Below are 19,651 nucleotides of genomic sequence, written 5' to 3'. Positions count from 1 at the left end.
ATAAGTCCTGTGAAAAGGTTCGATATTACACCAGCATTTTTTGGACCAGCAGGTTTGATTATGACATGGGGCATATTTCGATATAAGATGTTTGACTTGATACCATTGGCTCGTACCACTGTAATTGAGACAATGGAAGCAGGAGTGCTGGTTTTTGATTTGCAGAATAGAATATTAGATGTGAATCCAGCATTTGCAAAGATGTTAGGAGTGAATGCTGCACAGTTATCTACCAAGAGAATTGAAGAAGCCTGCAATGAAATCCCGGAGTTGGTTAAAGCATGCTTGGACAAGGACATCAGTTACACAGAATTTTCAATAAATACCATTGGATATACAAAGATTTACGAAGCAATGTTTTCTCCCCTCACGGACAATAAGGACATGATTATAGGAAGGCTTGCAGTTATATATGATGTAACTGAAAAAAAAGAGTCGGAGAATGAGTTTTTAAAGCAACAATGGAAGCTTGCTGTAACAGCAGAGAGGGAGAGAATGGTTAAGGACATGCATGATAATCTAAGCCAAGTGCTGGGGTTTATTAACCTTCAGGCTCAGGGTATCAGACAGGAGCTTTTAAATGCCGGCGTAGAAGTTGCTTCCGGAAAGCTTGACAGATTAGTAGATGTCACTCAGGATGCCCACAACGAAATAAGGGAATACATACACAATGCCAGAAGTGAAGTCTTTAGGGAGAAAGATTTTATAACTGCACTGCAGAAGGAGATAACCAAATTTGAAAACAGGACAGGTATACATGTGAAACTGGAAATACCAGACGGATTTACAGGTGAGAAGCTGGAACCAATTACGAGGCTTAACATCTTTAATATCATAAAGGAAGCTCTGAATAATGTAGGGAAACATGCAGAAGTAGATTATGTAAGAGTGTGTTTTTCAATAGCAACACAGGTACTATGTATTATCATAGAGGACTATGGTAAAGGATTTGACAGCAGTTTATGCAAAGAATCTGATAAGCACTATGGGTTGAAGATAATGAGAGAAAGAGCGGCAGAGATAGATGCTCAACTTGATATACAATCTTCATCAGGAGAAGGCAGCAGAATCATCCTTCATTTGCCTCTGGAGGAGGTGTAATAAAAATGAGATTGATGCTTGTAGATGACCACCCGTTATTTCTGGAAGGACTTAAGTACCTTCTTGAAACCTATGGAATAGATATTGCAGGTATAGCCCAAAATGGAATGGAAGCCCTTGAACAGGCTCGTGTACTAAGTCCAGACATTATATTGATGGACATAAAGATGCCTGAATGCAGCGGAATAGATGCATTAAAGCTGATTAAGGCCGAAATGCCAGATATAAAGATTGTGATGCTTACTACATCTGATGAGGATGAAGATATTTTCGATGCAATAAAGTATGGAGCCTCAGGATATTTACTAAAAAGTACTAATGCCAGGGAACTGGTAGGTATGCTGAATGATCTTGATAAAGGAGAGGTTCCTCTTTCAAAGGGTTTAGCTTCTCAGCTTTTGAAAGAGTTCAAGAGCAATAACTGTCATAAAAATACTGCTACAAGAAAGTATCAGCAGAATAATCAAAGAATGCAGCTTACAGAAAGACAATTGGAAATATTGGAGATGGTGGCTAAAGGAATAACCTATAAGGAAGTTGGAGATACATTGGGTCTTACAGAACGAACAGTGAAGTATCATATGGGAAGAATAATAGAACTTATGCACTTGGAAAACAGAGCACAGGTGATTGCATATGCTGCCCGGATAGGTCTTGTTGAGAAAACATAAATACAGCCATGTAATACGGCTGTATTTTTTATTTAGACTGTACTTTAGTACATTGTAGAATAATATCGGGAAAGGTATTATAAAAGTAAGTATGCAGAATTTTAAGACTATTACTGAAGGTTTTTGATATAATTGGTTGATATGGGAGGGATAAGGTTGAAGAAGGTAAAAATTAAGCAGCTACTGGTATTCATGTTCATAATGATGATGTATGTGTGTTTTTCCAGCTTTATAGTATATGGTGATGATCCTTTGTTATTGTTCGATGATGACGGAAGTACACCGGGGAAATGGACATTTGTGGAGGATTACATTGATAGGGCTACATCCCTGAAAAAGGGACCTTCAAGAGATAGTGTACTTTCCGGCGGTAGTCCAGGGTACTTTTACGTATTCAGAAACAGCGATGACGACACCAGAGAAATGTTTGATGCAACAATTGAAAGAAGGGTTGTTCTGAATGAAGTTCAAAAAACACTGTGTAGACTTGGACAGCTGACCATTAATTACTCAGTAGACTATCATGGATGGGAAGATGACAATGGTGATGAAGACTGGTTTAGAGTGAGCTTAGCTTATAACGGTGCTACATATAAAGCTGGCAAATATATTTCAGGTTCTATGTCAAATCCAATTACAGGTATCAAAGGATGGAAAAAATATACGAAAACCGATATTATACTGCCCAAGGACACTGACTCAGTGATACTCAATATATATGCAGAAAGGGAAGACGGAAGCGACCTGGATGTATACTTGGATAACATAAAGTTGTGGCTTTCTGATGAGAATCCACCTTATATTGAAGAGGTTACCGTCACTGAACTAAGGGATCGTTACGATAAAGTGGTGCCATTGAAGAAAGGTGAGGACCCAGACATTTACTTGGATAACTGGGTAGATCCTGAAGTCACTATTAATGGCACTATAAAATTCAATGAACCGGTAGAGATTCTGAAAGGAAATCATTTGATGACAAATGTTCAGTATGAGGGTGGTTCTATGATTACTGGAAAGGTTCCAGACGGCTTGAGTGACACCCATGAATTTAGTATCAATCTCAGTGCTGCATATAAATTGATGGGAGAAGATAATTATATAAAATTTTATTATAATCCTGATGGAAATGGACCATTCTATCGCTCTGTCCGGGATATAGGTGAAAATAAAGCTATTTATAATGTAAAGCCTAATATAGATAAATATAGAATTAAGCTGGACAATGCGATACCGCGGTTCATTACTCCACAAAATAGCTATAAAGCTTTTATGCCTGGCAGAACAAGCGTTGATATAGTTGTCCGTGAAGAAAGCAGGGGATTTGAACAGTCACCGGTTATTTTGACATATCATTGGGAATATGAAGACAATAACGGTAAAAGAATTATTGAACCTGAAAAGAGAATTCTGATTAGCAGCACAGCTGAGGCAGATGATATCTATACAACCTATACAGCGAGAATTAATATTCCCAATGGAAGCAACATACCTCCTTATCAGCAATTCATCCTGGCTGTCGGTGTTACAGATGAAGCAAGAGACAGAAAAAGCTTCTTCGGATCTGACTCTATGTACTATATAGTCAATCAGAAAGATGAAACACCTCCTACCATAACCTGGGACAAGAGCATTCATATAGATGGAACAGAAATAGATATTAATAGCGGGAATGATACTTTATATACCACAAGAAGAACAGTTTCCTTCAATGTAGAGGATCCGGACAGCGGTATTGAAGAAGTAAGATACTCCTGGACCAGAGAGCCCTACAGAGAGGGAGATAGTATGAATAAAGTGGCACTTCCGGCAGGAGACGGCAAATACTATGTAGAGGGGACAAGCACTGATACGCCTCTGGAAGGCATTTATTATCTTAATATAATGGCAATAAACGGTACTGATACTCATGGTGTAAGCAGCAAACCCTTTTATTTCGACAATGAAGGGCCTCGTGGATTTGTAAGTCTTACTGAAGAGATAGGCCACGGCATTGACACGCTGCATTACTCAATATACGACAGAGATTTGCAGAATAAGTTTCTGTATACAATATTGAAAAGAGATGATGATTATTGGGATTTTGAGCCTGTTACAGAACCTGACATATCTGAAGGAATAAAGGATAGCGGCATGTGGCATGTCATGGAAATTGACATAACAGACGGAACTACAGGGAGTGCAAGCATAACAGATATGCTTAATAAAATAGAAGGCTCGGGATTCTATAAGGTGGTAGCCAGATTTTATGATGGTTATTACAATTGGAGCCAGGACGAGTATTACATTGTCTATGACTTTGATCCTCCCACCATTAAGGTTGTTGAGCTTGGTGAACCGGAGGTATTTAAGAAAAGGCATGAGGTATCTTCTGATTTCTGGCCTGAATATGTATTTCCGGGAGTAGTAATTGAAATAGAGGATACTTCATATGTAAACCTATGGGATGAGGAATTTTTCTCCGTCAAATGGGTAAATGTTGAAACCGGAGAAGAAATACCTGCAGAGGTTTCAACAATGCAAGGCTGGGTTATTATAAGCGGTAATGACAGCTTAAGCGGCAGGTATTATATCAGAGTATATGCGAAGGATCATTTGGAGAACTCCATGAATGAAATGGTTTTTATGGATGGAAATACTGTGGAATTCTGCTTTGACAATAGTCCTCCAACGGTAGACATAAAATATGATAAGGCATTCAGCACGAATAAAATGAAATTTATCTATTCAGAACTTGAGGACAAGTATACAGATGTTGCAGCATTCAGATATGGAATAACATCATCACCGGAAGAAATACCTTTTGAGTGGACGGACATAGATGCTGCTTCCAGTCAAGGTGAAGTAACCAGTGAAGTCATGGAAGGAACATGGTATCTGCACATATACCTGGAGGATACATTGGGCAATGAGCAAACCATAAGCTTCCCTGAAGCATTTGTTATAGACATGACAAAGCCGGAAGGCAGCATAAGCTTCACCAGTGGATATACAAACAAGCTGGATACAGCATTGAAGTTAGAAATAGAAGAACTGAAAACAACAGATAAAACAACCTTTAAAACCATATTATCGGATAATATGGCAATGCTTGAGGATGAAGCAATAGGAGAATTACCAGCGTCTCAGTGGAAAAACATTACCTTCGAAAACGGAATGGCAATATATAATTGGCGTCCCACAAATACTGATGATGGAGAAAAGAATGTATATGCCAGATTCATGGATGTGGCAGGAAACATATCAGATATATATAGTGAATCCATCATACTGGACAGGACTCCTCCAACAGGAGTGGTGACATACAGCGTTACTGAGCCTACGGCAGGCAATGTCACTGTAAGCCTGACCATGAGCGATAGCAATGCCGTGACCCTGCTCAACAATAATGGCAATACCTCCTATGTGTTCAACCGCAATGGAGAGTTTGAGTTTGTATTCATGGATGCTGCAGGAAATAAGGGCCGTGTAAAGGCTGAGGTTGACTATATAGACAAGACTCCTCCAAAGGCATATGTTACTTATTCTCCTCTAAGGGACATATGGACCAATGAATCCATCACCGCCACCCTTCATCTGGAGGATGAAAATGAGTTTGTAGTTTTAAGTGAAGGAGGATTTACCCACACCTTTAATAATAATGGAGAGTTTGTGTTTGAGTTTGAGGACAATCTGGGAAATAAGGGAAGCATAAAAGCCGAGGTAAAGAACATAGATAAGGACCCGCCGATAGGAAACATCATATATGTAGAGAGTGACACTGCACCAGTCACAGTATATCTGGATACCAACGAGCCTGTAAAGGTAACAAACAATGATGGAAGCTTCAGGTATGTGTTCTATGAAAACGGAGTATTTACCTTTGAATTTGAAGATAAAGCCGGCAATAAAGGAACAATAACTGCTGAGGTTGATTCAATCTCCTCAGCTGAGAAATATTTAGATATTGAATACAAAGATTCAGGATTATTGACAAAGAACAATGTTACAGCTACATTTACACCTGTTACAGATAAAGCATGCATTACAAGTCCTACAGTGACAGAGGAAGTCTATGGACCCGATTATATTGACTATACCTTTAATGAAAACGGGGATTACACTGTTTATATAAGGGTATTCTCAGAGCCGGATGGAGAGAATATAAGGACTGTCACAGCAAGCGTCTACAACATAGACAGGACTTCTCCAGAGGCATATGTATATCTGAGCACAACAGAACTGACAAATGAGAATGTAACCGCAACTCTCCTGACATATGACGACAGGGGTAAGGAAATAGAGATTATAAACAACATCGGGAAATCAGAATATGTGTTTGAAGAAAATGGCACATTCACTTTCCAGTTCGAAGATGAGGCAGGAAATATTGCATATAAAGAGATAACAGTTTCAAATATTGACAAGGATGCACCCATTGCGGTGATCACCTACTATAAGGAAGAAGGTAAGCCAAATTCGAAATTTGCTAAAATATCCTTTACTGGAGAGACTGATGATGTAGAAATACTCAACAATAATGGTTCGGACATCTTCGAATTCGTTGAGAATGGAAGCTTTACATTCAGATTCTCGGATAAGGCCGGTAATACAGGGGAGGCAATAGCAAGTGTAGACGATCTGTCAGACAGCATTTCAGCTGGAACAATTGAGTATTATATAGACGGTACCAGAATTGATGATCCGGACGAAATAATGACAAACAAGAGCGTCACAGCTAAGCTTGTTCTGGATGGAGCAGGCGGACCCTACACCATAGTCAACAATGGAGGCAGTGACAGCTATACCTTTGAGCATAATGGAGAGTTCACATTCATATACGAGGACAAGAATTCAAACAGAGGTTTTGCTACCGCAAAAGTAGGCATCATTGACAAGGAGGTTCCTAAGCTTCAGATATTGGCCAATACTGTGAGACCTACCAGAGAGAATGTAATCATCACAGTAACCTACAGCGATAATGTTGGAGTTAAGAATGTCAGTCACAACATGGAGCCGGAGAAGATAACATCTACAGCATCAGGGTTTACCTACATATGCACCGACAATAAAGAAATCAGTGTTACTGTTACTGATGCTGCCGGGAATAGTATAACAAAAAATTTCATCGTAGATTATATAGATAAGGAAGCACCTACAGGTACAATCACATATACACCCAATAGCATAACAAACAGAAATGTAAGAGCAGTATTAACCTTGAACGAACCTACCAAGATTTTGAACAATAACGGCAAGGCGGAATATGTTTTCACTCAGAACGGAGAATTTGTATTTGAGTTTGAAGATTATGCAGGAAACAAAGGATCAATAACCGCTGTGGTTGACTGGATTGACAGAGTTGTACCCAAAGTATCTCTGGAATACAGCAATACTGAAAGAACAAATAAACCTGTGGAGGTAACGGTCATAACTGAGGAAGGATCTATAATCATAAATAACGGTGGTTCAGCAAAGAGGACTTTTTACAGGAATGGAGAGTTTACCTTCATGGTAAGAGATCTGGCAGGAAACATAGCTGAAATAAAAGCGGAAGTAAAAAATATTGATGCAGAGCCACCAGCATTAAAACTAAGAGGATTGTCTTATGTAGCTCTTTTCAAGGATGAAGCTTATACTGAAGAAGGTTTTACTGCATCAGATAATATTGACGGAGATTTGACAGATGATGTTATTGTAGAAGGAAGCGTAGATACCGCAACACCGGGTGTATATATATTAAAATATACAGTATTCGATGCAGTTGGAAATATCACCGAAGTGACCAGAACCGTAAAGGTACTGAGCACCGATGAGCTGGTGCTTCTCCTCAATGATGAAGTAGTTGAAGGAGAAAGCATGATTCTTAATGAGAGTGAAGTTAAAGTAGGAGCTCTAGGTAATGAAGGAAAATTAAGAATTAAGTGGGATAAGGGCAAAAGGACCCAAGCCTATTTTAAAACATCAGGACAAACCGCGGCTCAGGATGAAACTTTATGGCTTCAGGCATATAACTGGTACACATTCTTTGTACAGGATCAGGAACGAAGATCAAAAATTATTCAAGTATATGTAAATGGTAATTAGTAGGGGGGTGAGATGATGAGAAGGAGACTATTGGCAATATTCATGCTGGGGGTATGGGTTATTGGACTTTTTGGCAGCTTTATGGTGGAAGTTAACGCGGCTGAAACGGTAGTCCAATCCATTAAAAACAATGTGGTTGAGATTATTGTGAATAAGGGAGACGGCAGATTTGCGGTAAAAACTGTCCAGGGCTCTCCCAAAAGACCGGAGGATGACAATGCAGCTTTACTTTTCAATCAGGGGATTCCAGAGACCACATTCACCACCTTCAGGATTGATGGCAAGGATTACATATATGGAAATACTTATAGCGGGATATTGACGGATGGAGGCATGGTGTCGCCACCAAAGGTGGAGGGTATGCTTAACACCTCCAGTTGGAGAATAGGAGATATTACAGTTACTCAAAAGCTTGAGCTCACAGACAATGTTACAAGCAGTGATATTGGAAATGTGAAAATTAGCTATACAGTAACAAACAACGGTACCAAAAGCAGCATGATAGGGACAAGGATTCTCCTGGACATGATACTTGGAGATAATGATGGCTGCAGTATTTCCCTTGATGGAAATACGAACATCTCATATGAAGCAAAAGTCGAGGGAAGCAATATTCCCATGTACTGGAGATGCACTGATTCTGTGGACAATCCAAAGATTGTTTCATACGGCTTCTTAAAGGGCTGGGGAAATAAAGAACCGGATAGCATGATCATTGCTCACTGGAGCTCATTGTCTTCTACAAAATGGGATTATGAAATAAACCCCCAGAGGAATATAGGTTCATCTCTGAACGATTTTAAAACCGCTGATTCGGCAGCCGCACTTTACTGGGAGCCAAGAGAACTGGAACCTGGTAAAATATTGCATTTTGAAACCTATTACGGCCTGGGCAATATATCTGACAGTGCCAGTGGAGACACCTTCAGTATTAATATAATGGCACCTTCAAAGCTCAATATCAATGGGGATATATATGAAAACAATCCTTTTGATATTCTGATGGAGCTGGATAACAGCCTGGAAAACTCCGCAGATTTGACAGGAATCAACGCTGAACTAATCCTTCCCGCTGGATTGGAACTGGCAGAAGGAGAAGTAAGCAGCCATTATCTGTACAACATACCAGTGGGACAAAAGGCTACTGCAGCATGGAAGGTAAAAGCATTAAATACTCAGAACCTCAAAGTATTGCAGTATATGATACGAATAAGATCTTTCGATAATGAGATAAAGAGCATAAAGAAATTTATAATAATTCCTGGTTTTGAAAATAATGACTCGGATATAGGTTATACAGATATTATACCCCGCAATCTTTACTGTGAGGATGAAGAATGTGTCATTCACCTTATAGGCTATGGCTTTGAAAGACTTAAGGATAAAAGCAGTTATGAAATGAACCTGATACATGCAACCAAAGAAACTGCAGCATATATTGCTGAGTACGATATAGCTGTCATCAGCGACAATCAGATTCGCATAAAACTGCCTAAAGGTTTGAACCCTGGAAATTACAAGCTTTCAATTAACCATAGGGATGATATGCTGGACTATACTATGGGACAATATATAACTGTCACAACGGATACAAAGTATAAATCAAGAAATTACGGCATCATGGCGATAAAAGAGGAAAATTTGGGCGGTAAGAAAGTCCACAGGGCAGTGCTTTATGAAAATGAATCTCAGCTCAGTGCTGCTGATAAAAACAGTGCTGTTCTCGTGATAAGAGGCAAGATAAGAAGCATATCCGATACGAGCTTCGATGTCTACGGAGATGGTATAGCCATAAATAATGGTATTTTCTATAAGGGATATGGTGACAGCGCATTGTCTGTAGTCAAAAATGGCGACAGCTTCAGGATAATGGGCTACGGAGAGCTTTACATGAAGTCGGCACTTGAAGGTAAAAGCAAGGATGTAAGTCTAAAAAAGGGTCATTTTTACATAGATTCGGCTAATAATGTCATCAAGGATCAGGCTGGCTATATGGCAGATAAAAGCATCCTTAAGGTAGGATACTTCCCTATAGAGGTAAAAGAATTCATAATACAGAAAAGCGGAGAAATAAAGGTAGATGGCATACTGCAGCTTGAAAATAAATTCTTCAATTTCCTGACCAGTGTCGGGGAAGGCTTTATGGAATCAGATCTTAAGGATTTGAAAATAACAAATAAGAATATTGACATAAACACAGAAATCAAGCTGCCATTCCCTCGATGGAAGCTGGGAAGCTTTCAGTCCAAGGATTATGCGGATAAGAAAATTACCAATATTACCTTTTTCATAAATACCAGAGAGGGTGCCTATGGTTTCAGGACCCAGGCAGAAAGTCCTAAGCTAAAGCTAGAGGAAATAAATGCTACAATGGCTTTTGACAATTATCTGTACCCTGATTATTTTGAGTTTGAAGGAAAATATGGCAAGATACCAAAACCCATAGGTAGTACTGGCCTTGCCTTTGAGAGCGTTGGGGGAGGAATTTATGGCCTGAAGTCATTTATCGAATCCCTTCGCTATGGTGTTTTGCCTACGGGCTCCAGCATCGCAGTAAGAGCCGATATTGTGGATGTGCTCACCTATAATTCCAGAATAAAGGGATATACTTTAGTAGGGCTGAGGGATATTGAAGCGATACTGAGTACATCCGGCATAGATCTGACAGGAGACGGGTATATCTATTTCATAGATGTGGGAGATATTATTGGACACTTCGATTTCAGCGGCGGATATGTAAGAGCAGATCTGAATATATTGGATATAATAATAGCCAATGCCTATATAGGTATAAGCAAACACGAAATAAAAGGCACCATCAATGCAGCATTGAGAATACCTGATTATGTCTGGTTTGTGGGTGGTGAAACCGTTGCAGGCTACGGAGCTGAATTTTCCACCGAGAAAATAGCAGGCCATGTCAAAGTATTAGGTGTAGGAGTTGGTGTTGAATACAAATGGGGAGGTAAAGTGAATTTTGATGTTGCCTCTGCAGGACCCGTAGATCGTAAAGGTATATATATAGTCAATACCAAAGATGATGATGGAAGAGATGTGACCATAAGCTACGGCACCAATATAGAAAAGCTGGGCAGCATTCCATATTCCTACTATGTCTGTTATGACGGCAGCTTAGGTAAGATAATGGCATTGGGTGCTGATGAATACACATATAAGGCAGTAATCGATGACAGAGTTGAATCAGCCATAATCGAAATGGAATATGATTCTTCCGAAAAACCTGAGATAACAGTAACAGATCCGGATGGATATACATATGAGCTTGTTGAAGAAGAAAACTATAGAAACCAGGTTATACCTGCAGATGTTTCCAGCTCCGGTATGGAAGAAAAACGCCTGTATGTAACCATTGTTTCACCTAAGGTTGGTGAATGGACAATAAAGTCGGATAAAGCAGTGACCATGACACTTTACAATGCAAAGGAACCGGCAGAGTTTAAATCACTTTCTGCAAAGCAGGAAGGAAACAAGGTAAAAGTGGATTGGGGGCTGAATGTAACCGATGATAGCAAGGTTGAATTATACCTTGTGAAAGATGATGGAAGCTCAATGGCATTGGAGATGGCCACAGATGTGGATGGAAAAGAATTGAGCTCCTATGAATGGAATATTCCTGATGGAATAACCACAGGAAGCTATAAAGTGCGCGGTGTGGTAAAGAGGAGTGTAATCGGCCCTGAGGATAGTTTTTCCTTTAATGAGATGTACTCAGATGCCTTTGAAATAGTAGATGAATTATCACCTGCAGCACCAACCAATTTCAAAGTCCAATCCATAGGCAACGGGATGATGAAGGCTCAGTGGGATGAAACAGCAGGAATAAATGAATATCGTATATATGCAGTAGACAGCGACGGAAAAATAGATAACTCAGTTAAAGCCATGATAAGCGTAGAAGGAGATGCAACAGAAACAATTTTTGGGGGTACATTGCTTGATGATTCCGGAAATGAATATGGCTGGATTCCTGACAGATCATACAGGTTTGCACTCTATGCAATAAAAAAGAAGTTGTCGGTAGGCTCGGAGGAGAAAGAGCATATTAGCAGACCTACCCTCTCAGATGAAATATACCTGCCAAAACCAGAGCCGCCTGTATTTACTATGGATTTCAGTAGTCAATACGGCAATATAAATATAGAAAAGGACGAAAATGGTAATGATGTATATTACACAAACGCCCCATATATAGATTGCAGATATCAATCAGATAAGAATGGAAATGCAATATTCTATGTAAATGGTGAAAAGGTTGATGACACAAAGGAGATGAATTACAGCTTCCAGTTGAATCTTGATGATGGCAGCAATTTGGTAGAAGTTGAAGTCACAGGAGATAACGGAGATAAGAGCACTAAGTCATATGAGTTCTATTATGATGACAGAGCTCCGGAATTGATGGTACAAAGTCCAAACAATTATGAGATTATACAGAGCGGAAGCATATTGATATCTGGATTAACTACAGCTGGCAGCAGGCTATATGTTAATGGCAGCGAAGTGAATGTGGATGATGATGGCATCTTTAATGAAAACTATATGCTTACCAATAATGACAGGGAGACTATCATCATAACCTCCATGGATCTGGCAGGAAACATGACTGAATACACAGCTGAGGTATTGAACTCCAGCGTAAATGATGTTGTTAAGGTGCAAATCATGCCAGAAATTGTGCAGCTTAGAGCAGGAGAAAGTGTGCAGTTGAAACTTTATGGAATCACAATGGATAATAATGAGTTGCTGCTGGCATCAGACAAAGTAAGCTGGCAGATCTATGGTGATGAAGGAGCTGCAGCAATAACAGAGGGCGGAATGCTGACCGCAAGTAGAACTGGTGAAATCGTAGTGAGTGGAAGATATATCTTATCACCTGACAAAGCTTATGAGGATGCCATAATCATAAATATACTTCCAAATCGAAGAGATCCGGATGACAGTAGAGATAATAGAGACAGGTATTATGACGAAGTCGACATAAAGGAATCTAAGGAAACAGGCTACTTATTCAGAAAAATGATGAACTTCCAGGCCAATGAAGAAGTAAAGCTACCAGGCCAGATTAGGCTTAAATTTACTGGCAGAGAAGAGCTTCCAAATGGATATCTGGAAATACATGAAATAAAGGATCTGCTGAAATACAGACCGAAAAGCGGAAAGAAGAGTTTTGTCAGCAACATATTTGATATAAGGATACCTGAGGGATATGAGTTAAATTCACCTGTTGAACTTACCATATATTTAAATAAAAACAAAGTAAAAAATCTGAAGCATATATTCATATATGTTTATAATGAAAAAACAGGCCAATGGGACATGGTGGGTGGAACGGTTGATGAAGTCCAGGGAACAATTACTGTCAGACTATCCCATTTCAGCATGTATGCAGTAATGGAAAACAGCGAGCTGACTATCATGACTGATATGGACAACCATTGGGCAAAGGATGCTGTGTACAGGCTGATTGAAAAGGGAATTGTCAATGGTATAAAAACCCCAGATGGTGACTACAGGTTTGAACCTGAAAAATCCTTGACCAGAGCAGAATTTTCAAAGATGCTGGCACTGAGCAGTGGTTATGTTCCTGACAATAATGCTGTAGATTTATCCAAGTATGCAGATGATAAGGAAATACTGGCCTGGGCGAGACCATATCTGAAATACTGCAATGATAAGGGTTGGATAAACGGAAAGGGCATAGGTAATGAAGTATACATGAAGCCCAACGATACCATAACAAGGGCTGAAGCAGGTGTTATGATAGCAAGAGCCTTAGGTTTCTCAGGAGATGATAAAAATATCAAAGCAGCATTCCCAGATAAGAAAGAAATACCAGATTGGGCAGCAGGCTATGTAGATGAGCTGATAAATAAGAAGCTAATGCAAGGTCGTCCAGATGGAACCTTCAGACCTAATGAAATCATGAATCGTGCCGAAGCAGCAGCGCTGATTGATAATTATATAAGAATGCAGAATGATTCTTATTGACTATTTTTATATTATTAAATAAAATAGTAGATAATATTATATATGCATAAATCTATGAATCAGAAAAGTACTCAATGTAAAGGGCTTCAGCGAGTCCGAACAGAGTGGAAGTCGGACAGTCACAACTTGAGGAAAAGAGCTGAGGAGACAAAAGCGCTATCCGGCGTTATGGATTAAAGTGGGCTTTTATGCCAATTAGAGTGGTACCGCGGATACTCCGTCTCTTAGCTGAGACGGAGTTCTTTTTTAATTTAGTTCAAGGAGGATTATATATGGATTTCAAACTGGAAATAGCGAAAAAAATAAGCAATATTACAGATATGGAAGAAGCAAAGGTATTGGATTTGATGGAGATACCACCTCAACCCAATATGGGGGATTATGCCTTTCCCTGCTTCCAACTGGCAAAGGTCATGAGAAAGGCACCTAATATGATTGCCAAAGAACTGGCAGAAAAGGTGGAAAAGGATAATATAGTGGAAAAAGCTGAGGCAGCAGGAGGATACCTGAACTTCTTTGTAAACAAGGAAGAATTCATAAAACAAGTAATCAATCAGGTAATAGAACAGGGAGATAAATATGGCACCTCAGATGAAGGGGAAGGCAAGACAGTACTGGTGGAGTTTTCGTCCCCAAATATTGCAAAACCTTTCCACATAGGACATCTTGTAAATACTATAACAGGAAATGCAATAGAAAAGATATTCAAACACTTAGGGTATAAAACAGTAAAGCTGAATCACATAGGTGATTATGGCACTCAATTTGGAAAGCTTATCTCTGCATATAAGAGATGGGGCGATGATGAGGTAATAGAAAAGGATCCTATAAATGAACTGTTGAAGATATATGTGAAATTCCATGATGAAGCAGAAAAGGATCCTTCACTTGAAAACGAAGGTAGAATGTATTTCAAACAGCTTGAGGATGGAGAGCCAGAGGCAGTAGCATTATGGGAGAAATTCAGGGAGTTGAGCCTTAAGGAATTCAAGAAACTCTATAAGGACTTTAACATAGAATTTGATTCCTATGCAGGGGAAAGCTTCTATAGCGACAAGATGCCTGAGGTTATTGAGATACTCAAGGATAAAAATCTGCTCAAAGAAAGCAATGGAGCTCAGATAGTTGATTTGGAACAGTTTAATTTGCCTCCATGCATGATCATAAAATCAGATGGTGCAACCATATATGCCACAAGGGATCTGGCAGCAGCCATATACAGGAAGAGAACCTATGACTTCTTCAAATCCCTATATGTGGTAGGCAACACTCAGGCTCTGCATTTTAAACAGTTCTTCTCTGTGCTAAAGCTTGCAGGATTTGATTGGGCTGATGATTGCGTACATGTAGGAACTTCGCTGGTGAAATTTGCAGACAGAAAGCTGGCCTCCAGGAAAGGTGACGTAATATATGCCAAGGAAGTTGTGGACGAGGCTGTGGAGAAGACATTGGAGATAATAAATACCAAGAATCCAAACCTGGAAAACAAAGAAGATGTGGCTAAAAAAGTAGGTATGGGAGCCATAATATACACCTTCCTGAAGAACAATATGGACAGGGATATAATATTCTCCTGGGAGGATATGCTCAGCTTCGAAGGTGAATCAGGACCCTATGTACAGTACAGCTATGTACGCGGTAAGAGCATACTGAAAAAGGCAGGAAATATAGATGAAAACCCGGATCTATCTTATCTAAAGACAGAAGATGAGTATAATTTGGTTAAGCAATTAGGCTTCTTTAAAGAAACAGTAAAACAAGCTGCAGACAGATACGAACCCTTTGTAATAAACAGGTATGTGACTGATCTCGCAAAAGCGTACAATAAATTCTATAATACTCATCCAATACTGACAGCAGAAAAGGAAGTAAGAGATGCAAGACTGGCGTTAACAAAAGCAGTAACCAACGTATTGGACATAGGATTAAATTTGCTTGGAATTCAAACCCCTGAAAGTATGTAAAACAACACTATTGATCCAAGGTTATTAAAGTAAAATTGCATAAAAAATGGTTTTAAGTTATAATAGGAAGGTAAGTCTAAACTAAAGGGGGACAATACTATGAGCCGATTATTTGGAACTGATGGCGTTAGAGGTGTAGCAAATACTGAATTGGATTTTGAACTAGCCTATAAACTAGGAAGGGCTGGAGCCTATATATTAACCCAGGAAACCAATCGAAAACCAAGAATAGGAGTGGGCAAAGACACAAGAATTTCTGGAGATATGTTGGAGGCAGCATTGGTGGCAGGTATATGTTCCGTAGGTGGAGAGGCTGTGATTTTAGGTGTGCAGCCTACACCTGCGGTGGCTTATCTCACCAGACAAATGGGTTTGGATGCAGGAGTAGTCATATCTGCTTCCCATAATCCCTTTGAATACAATGGAATTAAATTTTTTGACAGCAAGGGGTATAAGCTACCGGATGAATTGGAAGACAAAATACAGGAAATAATTGAGAAGGGTTTAGGTAGCTTACCTAAACCAACCGGTGAAAGCATAGGGAAGAAAACAGAAGTGGAAAATCCAGTCCATACATATGTAGAATTTTTGAAGAATACTATAGATGTTGACCTAAAAGGGTTAAAGATAGCCATAGACTGTGCCAATGGAGCTTCATATTTGTCAGCGCCAATGGCTTTGGAAGAATTGGGAGCAGAAGTCGTAGTAATAAACAACAAACCGGATGGGACAAATATAAATAACAATTGCGGCTCTACTCATCCAGAAAGCCTTCAGCAATTGGTAGTTGAAGCAGGAGCAGATGCGGGCTTAGCCTTTGACGGCGATGCAGATAGACTTATTGCGGTAGATGAAAAGGGCGAAATAGTCAATGGAGACCATGTGATGGCAATCATAGGGAAACACTTGAAGGCTAAGGGCAAATTGAAAAAAGATACCATAGTTGCTACTATAATGAGCAATATGGGTTTTGAAATAGCCTGCAGGAAAGAACAATTAAGTATTGTCAGAACCAAAGTAGGAGACAGATATGTATTGGAAGAAATGGCGAAAAGCGGTTATAACTTAGGGGGAGAACAGTCGGGCCACATCATCTTCCTAGACCACAATACTACAGGTGATGGTCTTTTAACAGCCCTTCAACTGTTATCTGTGCTAAAGGAAACAGGCAAAAAACTATCAGAGCTAAAAAGCATAATGACAGTATTACCTCAAGTCCTTGTAAACGCAAAGATAAAGAATGAGTATAAAGATAAATACATGGAAGATGCAGAAATAAAAGCTGCAATAGAAAGAATAGAAACTGAAATGAAAGACTCAGGAAGAGTAGTCATAAGACCTTCAGGTACTGAACCATTGGTAAGGGTTATGCTTGAAGGAAAAGATGAAAACTCTATACAAAAAATGGCCCAGGAATTGGCAGAATTAATTGAAAAGAAACTTTCATAAGGGGTTGCTGCACAGCAGCAACCCTTCCCAAATTTTATTGAAATATATAACAATATTACTTGCGATAATATATTATAAACTATAGAAAAAATTTTAGCGAAAAAAACCTTGGGGTTTTTCGTCAAAAATAGGGAACAATAAAGCTTACTTTACATCCTTGAGGGGAGGTGACAAGAAATCATTAGTCAGTGAGAGAGGAGGCGATTAAGCAGACTGGGGAAAATGAATTATATAAGCGCCTGGACTTGGAAATCCAAGTCGACGAGGACAGGGTTAATCGAAAAATTCGGCGGGTGCCCTGCGGTGCTGCTCAGCGCCGATAGAGGTTTTACAAAACCGCAAGCGATTGCAGGTACAAAATAAACCGAAAAGAGCAAATATAAGATATCAGGCAGATTATTACCGGGGGACATTCCGCTGCAAGGAATACCCTCGTGGCAGCGGCTTGTCCCCATTTCGCATAAATGAAAGGGGAAAAATAGATGTGTGGCATAGTTGGATATATCGGCGATAAAAATGCAGTGCCGATTTTGATAGATGGTTTGAAAAAACTTGAATATAGAGGATATGATTCAGCAGGTGTTGCGATATATACAGAAAAAAGTATACAAGTAAGAAAATATAAAGGAAGACTAAGCATCCTGGAAGAACATCTGGACAAGGAAAAGCTAAGTGGAAATCTAGCAATAGGACATACCAGGTGGGCTACCCATGGTGAGCCTTCAGACCAGAATTCGCACCCCCATACCAATGGAAAAGGGGACATTGCAGTAGTTCATAACGGGATAATAGAAAACTATCAGAAGATAAGAGACTTCCTTACAAAGAAAGGCTATGTATTCAAATCTGAGGTGGATACGGAAGTATTGGCTCACTATGTGGACTATTTCTATGAAGGAGATTTGACTGAAGCTGTAAGAAAGGTTCTGAGAGAAATCAAAGGCTCATATGCCTTTGCAGTCATAAGCTCCAGAGAACCGGATAAGATGGTTTGTGTCAGAAAGGAAAATCCATTAGTTGTAGGTATAGGAGAAGGTGAGAATTATATAGCCTCAGATATACCTGCAATACTGAAGCACACAAGAAAAATATACCTCATGGATGAAAACGAAGTAGCAGTAATAACCAAGGAGGACATAAACTTCTTTGCAGAAAATGGAGAGCCGGTTAAGAAGGAAGTTTTCAATGTAACATGGGATGTATCTGCTGCAGAAAAGGGTGGCTATGAGCATTTCATGATAAAGGAAATCCATGAACAGCCAAAGGCGGTAAAGGATACAATGCTCTCCAGAATAGATGCAGACTCTGATACCATAAAACTGGACGATATTAAGTTAACCAAGGCAGACCTTGAAAAGATAAGCAAGATTTTTATTGTTGCCTGTGGTACAGCTTATCATGCAGGATTGGTAGGAAAGCACCTGATAGAAAAACTAGCTGGAATTCCTGTAGAAGTAGATATTGCTTCAGAGTTTAGATACAGAAATCCATTGGTGGATGAAAACACGCTAGTAATAATAATAAGCCAATCTGGGGAGACCCTGGATACCCTTGCTGCACTGAAAGAGGCAAAAGCAAAGGGAGCAAGGATACTGAGCGTAGTGAATGTGGTGGGCAGCTCCATTGCCAGAGAATCCCATGATGTGCTTTATACCTGGGCAGGGCCGGAAATTGCAGTTGCATCTACTAAGGCCTATACAACACAATTGATAGCCATGTATGAGATTGCACTTCATATGGCGGGTCTTAAGGAAGCATTATCAAAGATAGAAATAAAGGCTATAAAGGATGAAATGCTTAAACTTCCTGATAAAATTGAGAAGATATTAAAGAACAAGGAAGAGCTTCAGAAGTTTGCAACCAAGTATTCAGGTGTAAAGGATGTGTACTTCATAGGAAGAGGACTGGACAGTGCATTGGCAATGGAAGGTTCCCTGAAGCTTAAGGAAATATCCTATATACACTCAGACTCCTATGCAGCAGGTGAGTTAAAGCATGGTCCCATAGCTTTGTTGGAGAAAGGAACCATAGTGCTGGCTCTGATGACACAGCAGGAACTATATGAAAAGATGCTCAGTAATGTAAAAGAGGTAAAGGCCAGAGGTGCCTATGTATTTGCCATAGCAAAAGAAGGACACAAGGAAGTGGAAGAAATCTCAGACCAGACTATATTCATACCTGAGGTACCAGACTTGTTGGCTCCCGTTGTAGCAGTAATACCACTACAGCTTTTGGCATACTACATGGCAGTAGAAAAGGGCTGTGATGTGGATAAACCCAGAAATTTGGCCAAGAGCGTGACAGTAGAATAGGGAAGTAAAATATAGTTTATTAGTTGTATAATTCTAATAAAGTTTACTCCATTAAAATAAAGTTCGCTCCATAAAAATAAAG

General features: G+C 39.5%; 7 protein-coding genes and 1 other annotated feature. All 7 genes read left to right on the top strand.

Annotated features, from left to right (window positions below; all coding sequences use genetic code 11):
• The coding region (locus ACESM9_RS08725) for a PAS domain S-box protein (RefSeq protein WP_372997335.1) at positions 1–1,101 on the top strand (1,101 nt) is incomplete at its 5' end.
• A gap of 5 nt (positions 1,102–1,106) precedes the next feature.
• Positions 1,107–1,772 carry a response regulator gene (locus ACESM9_RS08720; protein ID WP_372997333.1) on the top strand — a complete coding sequence of 222 codons (666 nt, stop codon included), beginning with the start codon at positions 1,107–1,109 and terminating at the stop codon, positions 1,770–1,772.
• Positions 1,773–1,928: 156 nt separating this feature from the next.
• Complete coding sequence (locus ACESM9_RS08715) at positions 1,929–7,835, top strand: DUF5011 domain-containing protein (protein WP_372997331.1); 5,907 nt, start codon at positions 1,929–1,931, stop codon at positions 7,833–7,835.
• A gap of 15 nt (positions 7,836–7,850) precedes the next feature.
• Positions 7,851–13,844, top strand: coding sequence for an S-layer homology domain-containing protein (locus ACESM9_RS08710; RefSeq protein WP_372997329.1), 5,994 nt, complete (start codon positions 7,851–7,853; stop codon positions 13,842–13,844).
• A 45-nt stretch (positions 13,845–13,889) separates the two neighbouring features.
• Positions 13,890–14,072 (top strand) — a binding site (T-box leader).
• Positions 14,073–14,116: 44 nt separating this feature from the next.
• On the top strand, positions 14,117–15,808 hold the full coding sequence (argS, locus tag ACESM9_RS08705) for an arginine--tRNA ligase (protein ID WP_372997327.1): 1,692 nt from the start codon (positions 14,117–14,119) through the stop codon (positions 15,806–15,808).
• 99 nt (positions 15,809–15,907) lie between these two features.
• On the top strand, positions 15,908–17,257 hold the full coding sequence (glmM, locus tag ACESM9_RS08700; protein ID WP_372997325.1) for a phosphoglucosamine mutase: 1,350 nt from the start codon (positions 15,908–15,910) through the stop codon (positions 17,255–17,257).
• Between the two features lie 482 nt (positions 17,258–17,739).
• A complete protein-coding gene (glmS, locus tag ACESM9_RS08695) occupies positions 17,740–19,569 on the top strand; it encodes a glutamine--fructose-6-phosphate transaminase (isomerizing) (RefSeq protein ID WP_372997323.1) in 1,830 nt (609 codons plus the stop codon).
• Positions 19,570–19,651 lie beyond the last annotated feature (82 nt).

The organism is Lutispora sp. (assembly GCF_041687175.1).
Classification (GTDB): Bacteria; Bacillota; Clostridia; order Lutisporales; family Lutisporaceae; genus Lutispora.
This window is presented reverse-complemented; position numbering and strand designations above follow the sequence as displayed.

Excerpts from the sequence above, each read along its gene's own strand:
- ACESM9_RS08720 (WP_372997333.1), top strand. The coding sequence starts at position 1,107 with ATGAGATTGATGCTTGTAGATGACCACCCGTTATTTCTGGAAGGACTT.
- ACESM9_RS08710 (WP_372997329.1), top strand. The coding sequence starts at position 7,851 with ATGAGAAGGAGACTATTGGCAATATTCATGCTGGGGGTATGGGTTATT.
- argS (WP_372997327.1), top strand. The coding sequence starts at position 14,117 with ATGGATTTCAAACTGGAAATAGCGAAAAAAATAAGCAATATTACAGAT.
- glmM (WP_372997325.1), top strand. The coding sequence starts at position 15,908 with ATGAGCCGATTATTTGGAACTGATGGCGTTAGAGGTGTAGCAAATACT.
- glmS (WP_372997323.1), top strand. The coding sequence starts at position 17,740 with ATGTGTGGCATAGTTGGATATATCGGCGATAAAAATGCAGTGCCGATT.